Source organism: Cupriavidus necator (assembly GCF_016127575.1).
In the GTDB taxonomy this organism is placed as follows: domain Bacteria; phylum Pseudomonadota; class Gammaproteobacteria; order Burkholderiales; family Burkholderiaceae; genus Cupriavidus; species Cupriavidus necator_D.
This window is the reverse complement of the sequence record NZ_CP066018.1, coordinates 1,539,241-1,554,787: the sequence shown is the minus strand read 5'-3', so window position 1 is coordinate 1,554,787 and position 15,547 is coordinate 1,539,241. Positions and strand designations below refer to the sequence as shown.

General features: G+C 69.4%; 12 protein-coding genes. 10 read left to right on the top strand and 2 right to left on the bottom strand.

What is annotated here, in order from left to right; translation table 11 throughout:
* Positions 1-2: 2 nt before the first annotated feature.
* The 9 genes from I6H87_RS07210 (at position 3) to I6H87_RS07170 (ending at position 12,013) form a co-directional block, all read left to right on the top strand.
* Positions 3-3,200, top strand: a complete 3,198-nt coding sequence (locus tag I6H87_RS07210; RefSeq protein WP_011616273.1) for an efflux RND transporter permease subunit — start codon at positions 3-5, stop codon at positions 3,198-3,200.
* Between the two features lie 318 nt (positions 3,201-3,518).
* Positions 3,519-4,355: a ChaN family lipoprotein gene (locus I6H87_RS07205; protein ID WP_011616274.1), complete on the top strand. Its 837-nt coding sequence runs from the start codon at positions 3,519-3,521 to the stop codon at positions 4,353-4,355.
* A gap of 326 nt (positions 4,356-4,681) precedes the next feature.
* Positions 4,682-5,650, top strand: coding sequence for a Bug family tripartite tricarboxylate transporter substrate binding protein (locus I6H87_RS07200; protein ID WP_010811344.1), 969 nt, complete (start codon positions 4,682-4,684; stop codon positions 5,648-5,650).
* A gap of 230 nt (positions 5,651-5,880) precedes the next feature.
* Positions 5,881-6,354, top strand: coding sequence for a tripartite tricarboxylate transporter TctB family protein (locus I6H87_RS07195; protein ID WP_010811345.1), 474 nt, complete (start codon positions 5,881-5,883; stop codon positions 6,352-6,354).
* Positions 6,355-6,386: 32 nt separating this feature from the next.
* Entirely contained in the window at positions 6,387-7,901 is a 1,515-nt protein-coding gene (locus I6H87_RS07190) for a tripartite tricarboxylate transporter permease (protein WP_010811346.1), read from the top strand.
* 124 nt (positions 7,902-8,025) lie between these two features.
* Entirely contained in the window at positions 8,026-9,084 is a 1,059-nt protein-coding gene (locus tag I6H87_RS07185) for an AbrB family transcriptional regulator (RefSeq protein WP_010811347.1), read from the top strand.
* Positions 9,085-9,134: 50 nt separating this feature from the next.
* Positions 9,135-9,557: a PaaI family thioesterase gene (locus I6H87_RS07180; RefSeq protein WP_011616275.1), complete on the top strand. Its 423-nt coding sequence runs from the start codon at positions 9,135-9,137 to the stop codon at positions 9,555-9,557.
* Positions 9,558-9,579: 22 nt separating this feature from the next.
* Entirely contained in the window at positions 9,580-10,476 is an 897-nt protein-coding gene (locus I6H87_RS07175; protein WP_011616276.1) for a patatin-like phospholipase family protein, read from the top strand.
* A 67-nt stretch (positions 10,477-10,543) separates the two neighbouring features.
* On the top strand, positions 10,544-12,013 hold the full coding sequence (locus I6H87_RS07170) for a dihydrolipoyl dehydrogenase family protein (RefSeq protein WP_041687579.1): 1,470 nt from the start codon (positions 10,544-10,546) through the stop codon (positions 12,011-12,013).
* A 3-nt stretch (positions 12,014-12,016) separates the two neighbouring features.
* Here the strand turns inward: I6H87_RS07170 and I6H87_RS07165 are convergent, their stop codons facing one another.
* Both I6H87_RS07165 and I6H87_RS07160 read right to left on the bottom strand, forming a co-directional pair.
* The gene (locus tag I6H87_RS07165) at positions 12,017-13,471 is read right to left on the bottom strand and encodes a sensor histidine kinase (protein WP_011616278.1); all 1,455 of its coding nucleotides are present in this window, start codon (positions 13,469-13,471) and stop codon (positions 12,017-12,019) included.
* Positions 13,472-13,473: 2 nt separating this feature from the next.
* Positions 13,474-14,148 carry a response regulator gene (locus tag I6H87_RS07160; protein WP_010811352.1) on the bottom strand — a complete coding sequence of 225 codons (675 nt, stop codon included), beginning with the start codon at positions 14,146-14,148 and terminating at the stop codon, positions 13,474-13,476.
* Between the two features lie 296 nt (positions 14,149-14,444).
* Here I6H87_RS07160 and I6H87_RS07155 point away from each other — a divergent pair, with 296 nt between their 5' ends.
* Positions 14,445-15,539: an ABC transporter substrate-binding protein gene (locus tag I6H87_RS07155; protein ID WP_011616279.1), complete on the top strand. Its 1,095-nt coding sequence runs from the start codon at positions 14,445-14,447 to the stop codon at positions 15,537-15,539.
* Positions 15,540-15,547: the final 8 nt, after the last annotated feature.

The window sequence follows — 15,547 nt, the reverse complement described above, 5'->3', positions numbered from 1 at the left end:
CCATGACGCTGTCTGAACTCTGCATCCGCCGTCCGGTGATGACGGTGCTGCTGTGCCTGGCGGTGGTGGTCGCCGGCATCGTGCTGTATCCGACCATCCCGATCGCGGCGCTGCCCAGCTTCAACTCGCCGGTGATCCAGGTCACCGCCACGCTGCCCGGCGCCAGCCCGGAGACCATGGCGGCGTCGGTGGCCACGCAACTGGAGAAGCAGTTCGCGACCATCCCCGGCGTGACGGTGATCAGCTCGCAGAACACGCTCGGCAACTCCAGCATCACCATCGAATTCAACAACGACCGCAATATCGACGACGCGGCCGTCGACGTGCAGGCGGCACTGTTCCGCGCCCAGCGTTCGCTGCCGATCGAGATGACGGTGCCGCCGTCGTACCGCAAGGTCAACCCGGCCGACGCGCCGGTGCTGCTGCTGGCGATCAACTCGCCGGCGATGAGCCTGGCCGACCTCAATGCCTTTGGCGACAACCTGATCTCGCCCACGCTGGCCACGCTGCCGGGGGTGGCGCAGGTGCAGATCTTCGGGCAGAAGCGCTTTGCCGTGCGCGTGCGCGCCCACCCCGATGCGCTCGCCGCGCGCGGCCTGACGCTAGACGAGCTGGCCACGGCGCTCAATCGCGCCAACGCCAACACGCCGGTGGGCACGCTCGACAGCGCGCGCCAGACCCTGACCATCCAGGCCAACCGGCAGCTGACCAGCGCCGACGCCTTCCGCAACATCATCGTCGCCAGCCAGCCCAGCGGCGCGCTGGTGCGGCTCTCTGACGTGGCCGAGGTCGAGGACAGCGTCGAGACCATCAAGACCGGCAGCTGGCTCAACAACGAGCGCTCGATTGTGCTGGCCGTGCTGCGCCAGCCCGACGCCAACACCGTGGCAGTGGTCGATGCGATCAACGCCGCCCTGCCCCGCCTGATCCAGCAGATGCCGGGCTCGGTCAATGTGTCGGTGGTCAACGACCGCTCGCGCTCGATCCGCGAATCGATCCACGACGTGCAGTTCACGCTGGCGCTGACGGTGGCGCTGGTGGTGATGGTGATCTTCCTGTTCCTGCGCCGCGCCGCCGCCACGCTGATCCCCACGGTGTCGCTGCCGATCTCGCTGATCGGCACGGTGGCGCTGATGAAGGCCTTCGGCTACAGCCTGGACAACGTCTCGCTGCTGGCCATCACCCTGGCGGTGGGCCTGGTGGTGGACGACGCCATCGTTATGCTCGAGAACATCGTGCGCCATATCGAGGAAGGCGTGGCGCCGCTGAAGGCCGCGCTGGTGGGTTCGCGCGAGATGGGCTTCACCATCCTGTCGATCTCGATCTCGCTGGTGGCGGTGTTTATCCCGATCTTCTTCATGCCGGGCGTGATCGGGCTGTTGTTCCATGAATTTGCCGCGGTGGTGTCGCTGGCGATCCTGGTATCGGCGCTGGTGTCGCTGACGCTGATCCCGATGCTGTGCGCGCGCTTCCTGTCGGCCGAGAACGTGCCGGTGGATGAATCGCACCATGCCTACGGCGACCACGCGTCGGCGCAGCCCGACATCGTGCAGAAGCAGACCTTCGGCATGCGCTCCACGCAGTGGTTCGAGAACCTGTTCGAGTTCACGCTGCACCGCTATGCGCGCGGGCTGGACTGGTGCCTGGCGCACCGCCGCACCGTGTTGGCGGTCGCGGGCCTGACCTTCGTGCTGACCGCGGTGCTGTTCGTCACCATTCCCAAGGGCTTCTTCCCCGAAGAGGACATCGGCCAGATCCGCGTCAACGCCGAAGGCCCGCAGGACATCTCCTTCGACGCCATGGCGGAACGCCTGCGCGACGCCGCCGAGCGCATGCGCGCCAACCCCGCGGTCAAGAGCATCGTGGTCGCCATCGGCGGCGGCCCGTCGCCCGCCATCAACACCGGGCGCATGTTTGTCGAACTGAAGCCGCGCGGCGAGCGCGAAGCGATGCCGAAGGTGATCGAGTCGCTGCGGCGCGATGTTGCCGGTGTGCCGGGCCTGGCGGTGTACTTTGCGCCGGTGCAGAACCTGCAGCTGGGCGGGCGCCAGAGCAAGAGCCGCTACCAGTACACATTGCAGAGCGTGAAGGCCGGCCAGCTGCAGGACTCGTCCGACCAGCTGATGGCAAAGATGCGCGCCGATCCGATCTTCCGCGACGTCACCAGCGATTCGCAGCAGTCCGGGCTGGAGGCGCACCTGTCGATCGACCGCGACAAGGCCAATGCGCTGGGTGTGCAGATGCAGGACGTGCGCACCGCGCTGTACTCGGCCTTCGGCGAGCGGCAGGTGTCGACCATCTATACGCCGATCGACAACTACTACGTGATCCTGCAGGCGGCCGATGTCGACCGCACCGACGAGAGCGCGTTCTCCAAGCTCTATGTGCGCAGCAAGACCGGCCAGATGGTGCCGGTCTCAGCCTTCGCCACCACCGAGCGCCGGGTCGGGCCAATCTCCGTCAACCACCAGGGGCAGCTGCCTTCGGTGACGGTGTCGTTCAACCTGGCGCCGGGCGCGGCGCTGGGCGATGCTTCGGCACGCATCGACCGCTACCGGCAGGAGATCGCCATGCCCAGCTCGATCTTCACCAGCTGGGGCGGCGACGCGGCGGTGTTCCAGTCGTCGCAGGCGACGCAGATCGTGCTGCTGGTGGCAGCCATCGCGGTGATCTACACGCTGCTGGGCGTGCTGTATGAAAGCTATATTCATCCGCTGACGATCCTGGCGGGTTTGCCTTCGGCGGCGGTGGGCGCGTTGCTGACGCTGTTCATCTTCAATGTCGAGCTGTCGCTGATTGCCGTGATCGGCGTGCTGATGCTGATCGGCATCGTCAAGAAGAACGCGATCATGATGATCGACTTCGCGCTGGCCGCGCAGCGCGAACAAGGGATGACGCCGGCGAAGGCGATCCGGCAGGCGTGCCTGCTGCGCTTCCGGCCGATCATGATGACGACCTTCGCCGCGGTGATGGGTGCGCTGCCGCTGGCGCTCGGCTTAGGCGCCGGTGCCGAGTTGCGCCAGCCGCTGGGCCTGGCCGTGGTCGGCGGCCTGCTGTTCTCGCAGGTGATCACGCTGTTTATCACGCCGGTGATCTACCTCGCGCTGGACCGGTTCTCCGGGACGGGGCCGTTGCAGATTGATTCTGAAGGCACCAAGCTGCCGGACAAGGCTCCGGGCGAGACCGTGCACCAGCGCTGAGGCACCGGCAGACAAGAGGAGGCCGCAGCATTGCTGCGGGCTCTTTGCTTTCGAGGTGCCGGCCAGGGTCGGACATCAGCGACATGTAGTGGCTGCGCGCGCCATCCGCCTGAAAGCGGGCGCGGCTACGTGCTGGTGACGTGGGCGCGCCGGCACAAGGTTGCGAACACCGATGCGCTCGACGTCGCCGCGCACCGCCTGGAACGCCCGCGCGTCGTCACGGAATGATGACGTGACCATCACACCAACCCGGGCAACAAGCGGGAGCGCAGGCCGCCAACCCCGCCACTACAACGAGATAGGGAAAGGAACTGCGTGATGTCATTCCGTTTGCGCATTGCCGGCATGCTGGCCGCCGCTGTCGCTGTGCTCGCCACCGGCTGCGCGGCCACGCGCCCCGCGCCCGAGGCGGTCAGCGCCGCCTTCGCCGGCAAGTCCTACGTGCTGCTGGGCGAGGTCCACGACAACGCCGCCGCGCAGCAGCAGCGCCTGGCCGCGCTGACGCGCGCCGTCGAGCAAGGCTGGCGCCCGGCCATCGCCATGGAACAGTTCGACCGCGAGCGCCAGCCCGATATCGAGCGCGCCCGCCGCGAGCGCCCGCGCGATGCCGACTACCTGATCGCCCAGGCCGGCGGCGGTGCCTGGCAATGGCCGCTGTACCGGCCGGTGGTGGCGCTGGCGCTGCGGTACGACCTGCCGCTGGTGGCGGCCAACCTGTCGCGCGCCGACGCCGGCAAGATCGTGCGCGGCGGACTGGACAGCCTGTTCCCGGCCGGCGAGCGCCAGCAGCTGGGTCTGTCCGGTGCGCTCCCCGGCGACCTCGTGGCCGCGCAGACGGCGGTGCTGGACCGGGGCCACTGCGGCAATTTCCCCAAGGCCATGCTGCCCGGGATGCTGGCGGCGCAGGCCGCGCGCGATGCGGTGATGGCGCAGACGCTGCGCCCCTACGCGCAGCGCGGCGCGGTGCTGATCGCCGGCAACGGCCACGTGCGGCGCGACATCGGCGTGCCGCGCTGGCTGGGGGCGGGCGTGGGGCAGGTGGTCAGCGTGGGGTATGTGGAAAACCCGCCTGCCGACGGCGAGTTCGACATGGCCGTGGTGGTGCCGGCGGTGGCGCGCAAGGACCCGTGCCTGCAGGCGAAGCCGGCGGGTTGAGGGGCCTGCGCCCGCGCTGCAATCCGCCATCCACGTAAACCCCGACCCTTTCTGCCCCCGATTGACAGCCTTTTGACAGTTTCCCCCGCCTAGAATCCGCCCCATGACCGGTAATTCCGGTCTGACGTTCACCAAAAGTCCAAGAACAGTCCCGGCCACGCCCCGCCGCGCCGGACAGGAGACAAGCACCGGCACTGCGCCTTTCGCGCAGTCCGCCAGGCTGTCTTCCCGTCCCCCGCAACGCAGTGGCAGCCGGAACGCCCGGGTCGGATCGCGGCTGCCAGCAGGCTGGCATGGCGCATCCCCGGTAACACCAGGAGACCGCTATGCGCCGTACCTATTCCCGCCTGGCCCATGCCGTGATGGCATCGGCCGCCGTTGCCGCCACCTTCGCCGCCGCGCCGGCCTTTGCGCTCGATAGCGTCAAGGTCATGATCGGCGCCAACCCCGGCGGCGGCTTTGACCAGACCGGCCGCTCGCTGGGCGCCGCGATGATTGCCGCGGGCCAGGCCAAGACCGCTTCATACGACAACAAGGGCGGCGCCGGCGGCACCATCGCGCTGACCCAGTTCGTCAATACCGACAAGGGCAACCCCAATGCGCTGATGGTGGTGGGCGCGGTGATGGTGGGCGCGATCGAGACCAACAAGCCGCCGGTCACGCTGAAGAACGCCACCCCGATCGCGCGCCTGTTCGCCGACACCATGGTCATCACCGTGCCGGCCAGCTCGCCGATCAAGTCGGTCAAGGACCTGACCACGCAGCTCAAGGCCAACCCGGGCAGCGTCAGCTGGGGCGGCGGCTCCAAGGGTTCGATCGACCACATCCTGGCCGGCCTGATCGCCAAGGAATCGGGCGTCGATCCCAAGAAGATCAACTACGTGCCGTTCCAGGGCGGCGGCGAAGCCTCGGCCTCGATCATGGGCGGCCACGTGACGGTGGGCATCGCCGGCGTGTCGGAATTCCTGCCCTTCATCAAGAGCGGCAAGATGCGCGCGCTGGCGGTGACCTCCAAGGACCGCACCGCCGATATCCCGACGCTCAAGGAGCAAGGCGTGAACGTCGAGATCTATAACTGGCGCGGCGTGTACGGCGCGCCCGGCATCAGCGCCGAGCAGCGCAAGGCCATGATCGACGCCGTGGTCAAGGCCACCGAGAGCCAGGCCTGGAAGGACACGCTGCAGAAGAATGACTGGACCCCGTTCCTGCTGACTGGCGACGAGTTCGGCAAGTTCGTCGACAGCGAATCGGCCCGCCTGGGCGGCTCGCTGCGTGAACTGGGCGTGGCCAAGTAAGAACTGCCGGCAGCACCCAAACCGGCAGTACCGCATCAACCTGCTTTACCTGTCGTGCCTGCCAATCCCGCCGGTGAACCCGGCGGCAGGAAAACGGCGCAGGGCCCGGTGTCCACCTGCGATACCAGACAAATAATCATATGTCGCCGGGCCCTGCCGCCGCGCGGGCAGCACCTGCCAGCGTCGCGGACGCCAGCACCCATGCTGGCGACAAAGGCCAAGGAGTCTCCATGAAACCCTCGCACCTCGCCATCGGCATTGCCGTGCTGGCGCTCTCCCTGTTTTTCTTCCTCGGGCTGTCCGGCATTTCCGGCGACGAGGGCTACGCCGGCCTGTCGCCGCGCTTCGTGCCCACGCTGGTGGCCGTCGGCCTGGCCGTGTGCGGCGCGCTGCTGACCTGGCAGGGCGTGCGCGGCGGTTTCCGCAATATGCCGGAAGAAGATGCCGAGCTGCCCAACGCGCCGCACAACTTCGGCGGCTTCCTGTGGGTGGCCGCGGGCCTGGTGCTGAACATGGCGCTGATCGGCACGCTTGGCTTCGTGATCGCTTCCACGCTGCTGATGGTGTGCGTGGCGCGTGGCTACGGCAGCCGCCGCATCGTGCGCGACGCGCTGATGGGCCTGTGCATCACGGTGCCGATGTGGGCGCTGTTTGAGTTCCTGCTCGGCATCAACCTGCCGCTGCTGCCCATCGCCGGCTTCTGAGCCCGCCCGCCCGTCCAGCAAGGAGTCTTCGAATGGATACCCTGAACCAGCTGATGCACGGCTTTGCCGTGGCCATCACGCCGATCAACCTGATGTGGGCCCTGGTGGGCTGCTTCCTTGGCACCGCCATCGGCGTGCTGCCGGGCATCGGCCCCGCGCTGACGGTGGCGATGCTGCTGCCGCTGACCGCCAAGGTGGAACCGACCGCCGCGCTGATCATGTTCGCCGGCATCTACTACGGCGCGATGTACGGCGGCTCGACCACCTCGATCCTGATGAACACGCCGGGCGAGTCTTCCACCATGGTCACAGCCATGGAAGGCAACCTGATGGCCAAGAACGGGCGCGCCGGCCCGGCGCTGGCCACCGCGGCGATCGGCTCGTTCGTGGCGGGCACCATCGCCACGGTGATGCTGTCGATGTTCGCGCCGGTGGCGGCGGACGTTGCGCTGCAGTTCGGCCCGGGCGAGTACTTCATGATCATGCTGCTGGCCTTCACCACGGTCTCGGCCGTGCTGGGCTCGTCGCTGCTGCGCGGCATGACCGCACTGTTCCTGGGCCTGGGCATCGGCCTGATCGGCATGGATTCGCTGTCGGGCCAGACCCGCTATTCGATGAACGTGCAGGAGCTGTACGACGGCATCGACATCGTGGTGGTGGCGGTGGGCCTGTTCGCGGTGGGCGAGGCGCTGTTCAACGCGTTCTTCCCGCAGCCGGCGGGCACCTTCAACAAGCTCAGCTCGGTCCACATGAACAAGTCGGACTGGAAGCGCTCGATCCCGGCGTGGATCCGCGGCACCTTCATCGGCTTCCCGTTCGGGCTGATCCCCGCCGGCGGCGCCGAGATCCCGACCTTCCTGTCGTATGCCACCGAGAAGAAGCTGTCCGACCACAAGGAAGACTTCGGCAAGGTCGGCGCGATCGAAGGCGTGGCCGGCCCCGAAGCGGCCAACAACGCCGCAGTGACCGCGACGCTGGCCCCGCTGCTGACGCTGGGCATCCCCACCTCCAACACCACCGCGATCCTGCTGGCCGCGTTCCAGAACTACAACCTGCAGCCGGGCCCGATGCTGTTCCAGACCTCGGGCGACCTGGTGTGGGGCCTGCTGGCGTCGCTGTATATCGGCAACGTCATGCTGCTGGTGCTGAACCTGCCGGCGATCGGGCTGTGGGTGCGCATGCTGCGCGTGCCCACGCCGCTGCTGTACGGCGGCATCCTGATCTTCGCCGGGCTGGGCGCCTACGGCATCCGCCAGTCGTGGTTCGACCTGCTGCTGCTGTTCGTGGTCGGCCTGCTCGGCATGGTGATGCGCCGCTTCGACTTCCCCACCGCGCCGGTGATCGTGGGCATGATCCTGGGGCCGATGGCCGAGAAGCAGCTGCGCAATGCGCTGTCGATCGGCCAGGGCGACTGGACCCTGTTCCTGCGCCAGCCGATCTCGGCCACCATCCTGGCGCTGACCGTGGCGGTGGTGGTGATCCCGCGCCTGTTGCGCTGGCACGCGACCCGCACCTCGGCGCACGCGCAGGCCGACAACGCGGCCTGATGCGCGCGATCTTGCGGTAAGCTTTGCGAGGCCCGCACGCCAATGGTGTGCGGGCCTCTTGTCTTTCGTCTCTCGTTTTCCAAAACAACAAGGCGCCGGCGCTTCCGTGCCAGGCCGCTGAACCATGCGTCTCTTCTCCAACCCCTGGCTGTCCGCGCTGCCCACGCTGGCGCTCGGGCTGGCCGCCGCCCTGCTCTGCACCGCGCTGCATACCCCGCTGCCGTGGATGATCGGCCCGCTGCTGGCCGTGGCCGCCGCGCGCATGGCCGGGGCCGACCTGCGGGCGCCGTCGCAGGCCCGCAACGCGGGCCAGTGGGTGATTGGCGCGTCGCTCGGGCTCTACTTCACGCCGGACGTGGTGGCGCGGTTGGTGGAATACCTGCCCTACATCATTGCCGGCTCGCTGTTCGCGCTGGTGCTGGGCGCGGGCGGTGCCATCCTGCTGCGGCGGACCACCGGCGTGGCCTTCAAGACCGCGTTCTTCTCCACCGCCATCGGCGGTGCCTCGGAGATGGCCAACCTGGCCGAGCGCAACGGCGCGCGCATCGACCAGGTGGCGGCCGCGCATTCACTGCGGGTGCTGATGGTGGTGGTGACCGTGCCGGCCATCTTCCAGTACGGCGGCATCCACGGGCTCGACCCCTATATCCCCGGCCCGCGCGTGGTCAGCGCCCCGGGGCTGCTGGCGCTGGTCGCGATCACGCTGGGCGTGGCGCTGCTGGTGAAGCGGCTGAACATGCCCAACCCGTTCGTGATCGGCACGCTGCTGGCCGCGGCGGTGCTGACCGCGTCCGGGATCGAGCTGTCGGCCATCCCCACCTGGATGAGCCGTGCCGGCCAGCTGCTGATCGGGGTCTCGCTGGGGGTGCGCTTCTCGCGCGAGTTCCTGCATACCGCGCCGCGCTTCCTGTCGGGCGTGGCGCTCTACACCGTGCTGGCGCTGGTGGTATCGGCGCTGGTGGGCTGGGGGCTGTCGGCGCAGTCGGGCGCGCACCCGGCCACGGTGATCCTGGGCACCACGCCGGGCGGCATCGCCGAGATGTGCATCACGGCCAAGGTGCTGGAGGTGGGGGTGCCGCTGGTGACCGCGTTCCACGTGATCCGGATGGCCTTCGTGGTGCTGGCCACCGGCCCCCTGTATCATTGCCTCAAACATCGCGTCGCGCCGGAGGAGACAGAGTAGCGGTCCGTTACAGGACGGCTACGGTGCGGCCAGCCAGAACCAGGAGCGCCATGTCCGAAGCCGCACCGCAATTCAGCCTCAACGATATCGACGCCACGCTGGAGCGCGTGCTGGCGCCATGGGTGCGCCAGCTCGGCCTGCGTGCCGAAGCCGTCGATGCCCAGGGCGTCACGCTGCGCCTGCCGTTCAGCGAATCGTTCCGCCATGCGGGCGGCGTGGTCTGCGGCCAGGTGCTGATGTCCGCCGCCGATACCGCCATGATCGTCGCCGTGGCCAGCGCGCTGGGCGCCTTCCGCCCGATGACCACGGTCACGCTCACCACCAATTTCATGCGCCCGGTGATCGACGGCGACGTGCTGGTGCGCGCCAACGTGCTGCGGCTGGGCAAGACCGTGGTGTTCGGCGAGATCGAGCTGACCGGCACCGACGGCAAGCTGGCGGTGCAGGCCACCACCACCTACGCCCTGCTCTGATCCCCTCGCAACGCCAGCGCCCATGACTTCCGGCCACGCCCATCCCTTCGACCAGGTCGTCTTTGCCGGCGGTGGCAACCGCTGCTGGTGGCAGGCGGGCTGGTGGGACGCGGTCGCGCCGGAACTGCAGTTGCGCCCGCGCGTGATCGCCGCGATCTCGGCCGGCGCGGCGACGGCGTGCATGGTCTATGCGCACGACTCGCATCAGACCATGGACTACTACCGCGAGGTCCTGTCCAACAACCGCCGCAATGCCTACTGGGGCAACCTGCTGCGCAATGAGCGCGTGTTCCCGCATTACGGCATCTACCGCACCGCGCTGCTGACGATCTTCGCCGACGGGCGCCTCTCGCACCTGCAGCAGGCGCCGGAGATCCGCATCGGCGTGGCCCATATCCCGCGCTGGAGCGGCCCGCGCCTGGCGGTGGCAGCGGGGCTGCTGGCGTACAACATCGACAAGCATGTGCTCAAGACGCTGCACCCGCGGCTGGGGCGCAAGCTGGGCTTCCGGCCGGAGTTCGTGCGCGCGCAGGACTGCGATTCGCCCGAGCAGCTGGCCGACCTGCTGCTGCAGTCGGCCTCCACGCCGCCGTTTACGCCGGTGCTGCGCCGCGGCGGCCGCCCGGTGCTGGACGGCGGGCTGGTCGACAACGTGCCCGTGGACGCGCTCGATGCCACCCCGGGCAATGTGCTGGTGCTGGTGACAAGGCTGTATCCGCGCCCGCGCCGTTTCGTGCTTGAGCAAGGCGGCCAGCGCCGCCTGTACCTGCAGCCCTCGCAGCGCGTGCCGATCTCGAGCTGGGACTACACCCGGCCCGATGCCATGACTCACGCCTACGAACTGGGCCGCCGCGACGGGGAAACTTTCCTGCGCGAGTGGCCGTCGATCCTGAATACCGAACTGCGGCCCGCTGCCTAGTTTCTTGTTTGCTGGCGCTGGCCTGATTGTTGTCGATGCGGCCCGTGTGCCGCGACAGGAGGCATGGATGACTAAGCGCCAGACAACCCCCGCCGGGGCCAGGGAACCGCGGCGCGCCCGCGAGGTCAGCGCGGCGCCGCCGGTGGAGCAGGTGCCGCGCGTGCGCGACGGCCGCACGCGGCGCAATGACAAGGTGCGCAAGGCAGACCTGGTGGTGATCGGCGGCGGCTCGGGCGGCGTGGCCTGCGCGCGGCGTGCCGCCGCGCACGGCGCACGCGTGATCCTGGTCGAGCGCGATGCCATCGGCGGCACCTGCGTCAACCGCGGCTGCGTGCCCAAGAAGATGCTGTCCTACGGCGCCGGCTGGTCGGCCATCCTGTCGGGCTGCCTGTCGCATACCGGTGGGCGTGAGGACTGGCGCGACGCAATCGTGCGCGTCAATGCCGAGGTTGCGCGGCTGAACGCGGGCTACACCCAGCGCCTGCACGAATCCGGCGTGGAAATCCTGCGCGGCGATGCGCTGGTTACCGGCAAGGACGAAGTGCGCGTCGGCGACGAGACCATTCACGCGCGCCGCATCCTGATCGCCACCGGCGCGCGCCCGCGCGCGCTCGAAGTCCCGGGCGGCGAACTGGCCGCCAGTTCAGACGATGTCTTCACCTGGCAGACCGTGCCGGGTTCGATTGCGGTCATCGGCGGCGGCTACATCGGCGTGGAGCAGGCCTCGATCCTGTCGCGCTACGGCGTCAAGGTAGACCTGATCGTTGCCGGCGACCGGCTGCTGCCCCACTTCGACCACGACATCTCCCGGTCGCTGGCCGAGGCACTGACCGCGCGCGGCGTGCGCCTGCACCTGAACGCCAGGGTGCACCTGCTGAGCCAGGCCAACGGCGCGGTTGAAGTGTGCTACCGCCCCACCGACCGCCCCGGCCAGACCGAGGCTGTGCGCGCGCAGGCCGCGCTGGCGGCGATCGGGCGCATTTCCAACGTGCAGGGCTTCGGGCTGGAGGCGGTTGGCGTGGACTTTGGCGACAAGGGCGGCATCCGCGTGGACCGCCAGTTCCGCAGCAACGTGCGCGGCATCTACGCGCTCGGCGACGCCATCGACGGCCTGCACCTGACCCCGGTGGCCACCGCGCAGGGCCGCTGGCTGGCCGACCGCCTGTACGGCCGGCGCGGCGAACGCGCCGATTTCGACTTCGTGCCGACCGCGGTGTTCTGCGAGCCCGCCATCGGCGCCGTGGGCCTGACCGAGGCCCAGGCGATCGCAGCCGCCGGCAGGCCCGAGCGCATCCGCACCGTGGTCAAGCGCTTTGTCTCGCTGGAAAACCGCTTTGCCGGCAACTCCCACCAGTCGATGTTCAAGCTGGTGCTGAACGCGCGCAGCGGGCGCGTGCTCGGTGCGCACCTGATGGACGACGCCGCGCCCGAGATCGTGCAGACGCTGGCGGTGGCATTGCGGCTGGGCGTGCGCGAATCGCACCTGCAGACCACGGTGCAGTTGCATCCGACGGTGGCGGAGGAGTTATATGGTTAGGGGTTATTCGCCGATGGGCAGCTTCAGCACCGCGCGCACGCCGGTGCCCTGCAAGCCGTCGCCAAGCTCCACCGTGCCGCCAAACCGCGCCGCCATCTCGCGCGAGATGGCCAGCCCCAGCCCGGAGCCCGGCTCCGCATTGCCAACGCGCCGGTAGAAGCGCGCGAAGACCTTTTCGCGCTCTTCGGCCGGAATGCCCGGCCCATCGTCTTCCACCACCAGGCACGCGGTCTGGTCGGCGCGCGTGGCCGACAGCGTGATGCGGCTGCCGCGTGGCGAGTACTGGATCGCGTTGTGGACCAGGTTGGCCAGCGCCTCGCGCAGCAGCGCGGGGTCGGCGCGCACCGGCAGCTTCAGCCCCGGCACCGGCTCCCAGCCGAAGTCCTGCTGCTTGCCGCGCGCCAGCGGCAGGTAGTCCAGCGCCACCTGCTCGGCCACGGTGACGGCGTCGATGATGTCGATGCCATCGGCTTCCTGGGCGGCTTCGCCGTGGTGCTGGCGTACCCGCGCCAGCGCCAGCAGCTGGTTGGTCAGGCGCGCGGCCTGTTCCAGCTGGGTGACGATGCCGCCCACGGCTTCGCCGGCGGCCTGGCGCGCGGTCTCGGGGTCAGGGGCGCGCAGCTGGCGCTGGGCGTATTCGGCCTGGGTCTTCAGGATGGCCAGCGGCGTGCGCAGCTGGTGCGCGGCGTCGGCGATGAACTGGGCCTGCGACTGCGCCATTGCCGCGGAGCGCGACACGTGCAGGTTGACCGCGTCGACCAGCGGGCGCACCTCGGCGGGCACGCGCTCGAACGTTAGCGGTGTCAGGTCATCCGGCGAGCGCGCTTCCACGTCGTCGCGCACGCGCGCCAGCGGGCGCAGCACGTAGGTGACGCCGCCCACCAGGATGCCGGCGCTTAGCAGGATCAGCAGCAGGTCGCGCGCCAGCGCGCTGCGCCAGACCGTGCCGATCAGCGTGGTGCGCGGCTCGGCGGTCTCGGCCACCTGGATGATCACGCGCATGCGCGCGTCCGGGCGGTATACCGGCCGCGCCATCGCGGCGATGCGCACGGACTCGCCCAGGTATTCGGCGTCGTAGAAGCGCGGCTGGTTGTTGACGAGGGTGCCGGCAGGAAGCGGCAGGTCGTCGTAGCCGGTGACGGTCTCGACCTGGCCGGCGCGCTCGGTCGACACGCGGTAGAACACATGGGTCTGCGCCGCCGTCTCGAACATCTCCATGGCGGCATCGGGCAGGGTCAGCTGGACGTTGTCGCCAGCCATGCCGATGGCACTGTCGATGGCGCGGATCGAGCCATAGAGCGAGCGGTCATAAGCCGTGTTGGCGGCGTCGCGCAGGGTGCCGTAGGTGAGCCAGGTGTCGATCGCCATCATCGCCGCCAGCGCCGGCACCAGCAGCAACAGCAGTTGCCGGCGCAGGCTGCCGCGGCGCCAGGACGGGACGCGATGGCGCCGCGCCATCTTCAGCGTCCGGCCTCGGGCTCCAGCAGGTAGCCGAAGCCGCGCAGGGTGACGATGGTGACGCCGTGCCCGGCCAGCTTCTTGCGCAGCCGGTAGACCAGCACCTCGATCGCGTCGGGCGAGACATCGGCGTCGAGCGAGAACACCTTGTCGAGCAGCTGCGCCTTGGTCAGCGGCTGGCCGCTGCGTGCCAGCAGCGCGCCCAGCAGGGTCGATTCGCGCGGGGTCAGCGCCAGCGGGGCGCCGTCCAGCGTGAAGCTGCGGGTCTCGCCGTCGAACACCAGCGTGCCGCACTGCAGGCGCGGATGCGCGCGCCCGCGGCTGCGGCGGATCAGCGCCAGCAGCCGCGCTTCCAGCTCGGCAATGGCAAAGGGCTTGGGCAGGTAGTCGTCGGCGCCCAGGTTCAGGCCGCGCACGCGTTCGTCCAGCGTGTCCTGCGCGGTCAGGATCAGCACCGGGGTGCGGTCGTCGCGCGCGCGCATGGACTTGAGCACGGCCAGCCCGTCCTTGCCGGGCAGGCGCAGGTCGAGCAGCACCGCGTCGTATTCCTCGGCCTGCAGGCGGGCCTCGGCCTGCAGCCCGTCGGCGACATGCTCGATCACAAAGCCGCCCTGCTCCAGCGCGCGGGCGACCCAGCGTGCCAGTTCGATTTCATCCTCCACCAGCAGGATGCGCATGCCGGTCTCCTCCTCTGCCGGTTTGGTCCATGTTTCGGTTGCGGCGGCGGAAACCGTCCGGAGAACAGGGGGCTGCACCGATGGAGCGCGCCCGCCGCGGGCGCCTATAATAACCCCGCCCCGCTGGTCCCGGCGCGTGTTGTCCGTGCGCCCGCTCCCTTCCACAGGCAGTTCTTCCGTTTCCGACCACCGTGCCCACGCGTCCACCCCCGCCGTCCCTGCCGTGCGCTTGCGAGCCGCCTGCCTCGGGGCAGCGCCGCCGCCTGCTGGGCGCATCGCTGCTGGCCGGCGCCACCTTGCCGGCCGCGTGGCCCCTTCATGCCCAGTCTAGGCCCCCGGCGCCGCCGCCGGGGTATCCGTCCGGGTATGACGCCACCATCGCCGGCGCCATGCGCGAAGGCATGGTCACGGTCTATGCATCGACCGACCTGAAAGTGGCGCAGCCGCTGATCGCCGCGTTCGAGGCGCGCTACCCGGGCATCCGCGTGCACTACCAGGATCTCAACACGATCGAGCTGAACCAGCGCTTCCTGGCCGAGACCGCGGCGCTGGGCGGCAAGCGGCCCGCGCCCGATGCGGCCTTCGCCGACGTGCTGTGGAGCACGGCGATGGACCTGCAGATCAAGCTGGTCAACGACGGCCATGCGCAGCGCTACGCCTCGCCCGAGCGCGCCGGCCTGCCCGGCTGGGCGGTGTGGCGCGACGAGGCCTGGGGCACCACCTTCGAGCCCGCGGTGATCGTCTACAACCGCCACCACCTGGCCGGCATGCGCCCGCCGCGCAGCCGCAGCGGGCTGGCGCGGCTGCTGCAGGAGCACGCGCCGCGCTGGCATGGCAAGGTGGTGACGTATGACGTGGAGCGCTCGGGCGTGGGCTACCTGCTGGCGCAGCAGGACGCGCGCATGGGCAGTGAGTTCTGGTATCTGGCGCAGGCGCTGGGGCGCGCCGGGGTGCAGCTGTCGGCGTCCACCGCCGAGATGATCGAGCGCATCGCCAGCGGCGAGCTGGTGATGGGCTACAACCTGCTGGGTTCGTACGCGCTGTCGCTGATGGAGCGTGGCGCGGCCATCGACGTGATCGCCCCGCGCGACTACACGCTGGTGATGTCGCGAGTAGCCTTTATTGCCCGGCGCGCGCCGCGGCCCAATGCGGCGCGGCTGTGGCTGGACTACCTGCTCTCGCGCGAGGGCCAGGCGCTGCTGGCCAAGTCCACCTCGCAGCTCTACACCATCCGCACCGATACCGACAGCGTGCACACCGCGGCGGCATTGTCGGAGCGGCTGGGCTACGCGCTCAAGCCGATCAGCGTCGGCCCGGGCCTGCTGGCCGCGCAGGACGCGATGCGCAAGCGCGCATTCCTGGCGCGCTGGCGCGAGGCCATGCGCGGATAAGCGCGGAT

What these genes read in the sequence shown, in the direction of transcription:
- I6H87_RS07200 (WP_010811344.1), top strand. Translation starts at nt 4,682, where the DNA reads ATGCGCCGTACCTATTCCCGCCTGGCCCATGCCGTGATGGCATCGGCC.
- I6H87_RS07190 (WP_010811346.1), top strand. Translation starts at nt 6,387, where the DNA reads ATGGATACCCTGAACCAGCTGATGCACGGCTTTGCCGTGGCCATCACG.
- I6H87_RS07185 (WP_010811347.1), top strand. Translation starts at nt 8,026, where the DNA reads ATGCGTCTCTTCTCCAACCCCTGGCTGTCCGCGCTGCCCACGCTGGCG.
- I6H87_RS07160 (WP_010811352.1), bottom strand. Translation starts at nt 14,148, where the DNA reads ATGCGCATCCTGCTGGTGGAGGATGAAATCGAACTGGCACGCTGGGTC.
- I6H87_RS07195 (WP_010811345.1), top strand. Translation starts at nt 5,881, where the DNA reads ATGAAACCCTCGCACCTCGCCATCGGCATTGCCGTGCTGGCGCTCTCC.
- I6H87_RS07170 (WP_041687579.1), top strand. Translation starts at nt 10,544, where the DNA reads ATGACTAAGCGCCAGACAACCCCCGCCGGGGCCAGGGAACCGCGGCGC.
- I6H87_RS07175 (WP_011616276.1), top strand. Translation starts at nt 9,580, where the DNA reads ATGACTTCCGGCCACGCCCATCCCTTCGACCAGGTCGTCTTTGCCGGC.
- I6H87_RS07205 (WP_011616274.1), top strand. Translation starts at nt 3,519, where the DNA reads ATGTCATTCCGTTTGCGCATTGCCGGCATGCTGGCCGCCGCTGTCGCT.
- I6H87_RS07180 (WP_011616275.1), top strand. Translation starts at nt 9,135, where the DNA reads ATGTCCGAAGCCGCACCGCAATTCAGCCTCAACGATATCGACGCCACG.
- I6H87_RS07165 (WP_011616278.1), bottom strand. Translation starts at nt 13,471, where the DNA reads ATGGCGCGGCGCCATCGCGTCCCGTCCTGGCGCCGCGGCAGCCTGCGC.
- I6H87_RS07210 (WP_011616273.1), top strand. Translation starts at nt 3, where the DNA reads ATGACGCTGTCTGAACTCTGCATCCGCCGTCCGGTGATGACGGTGCTG.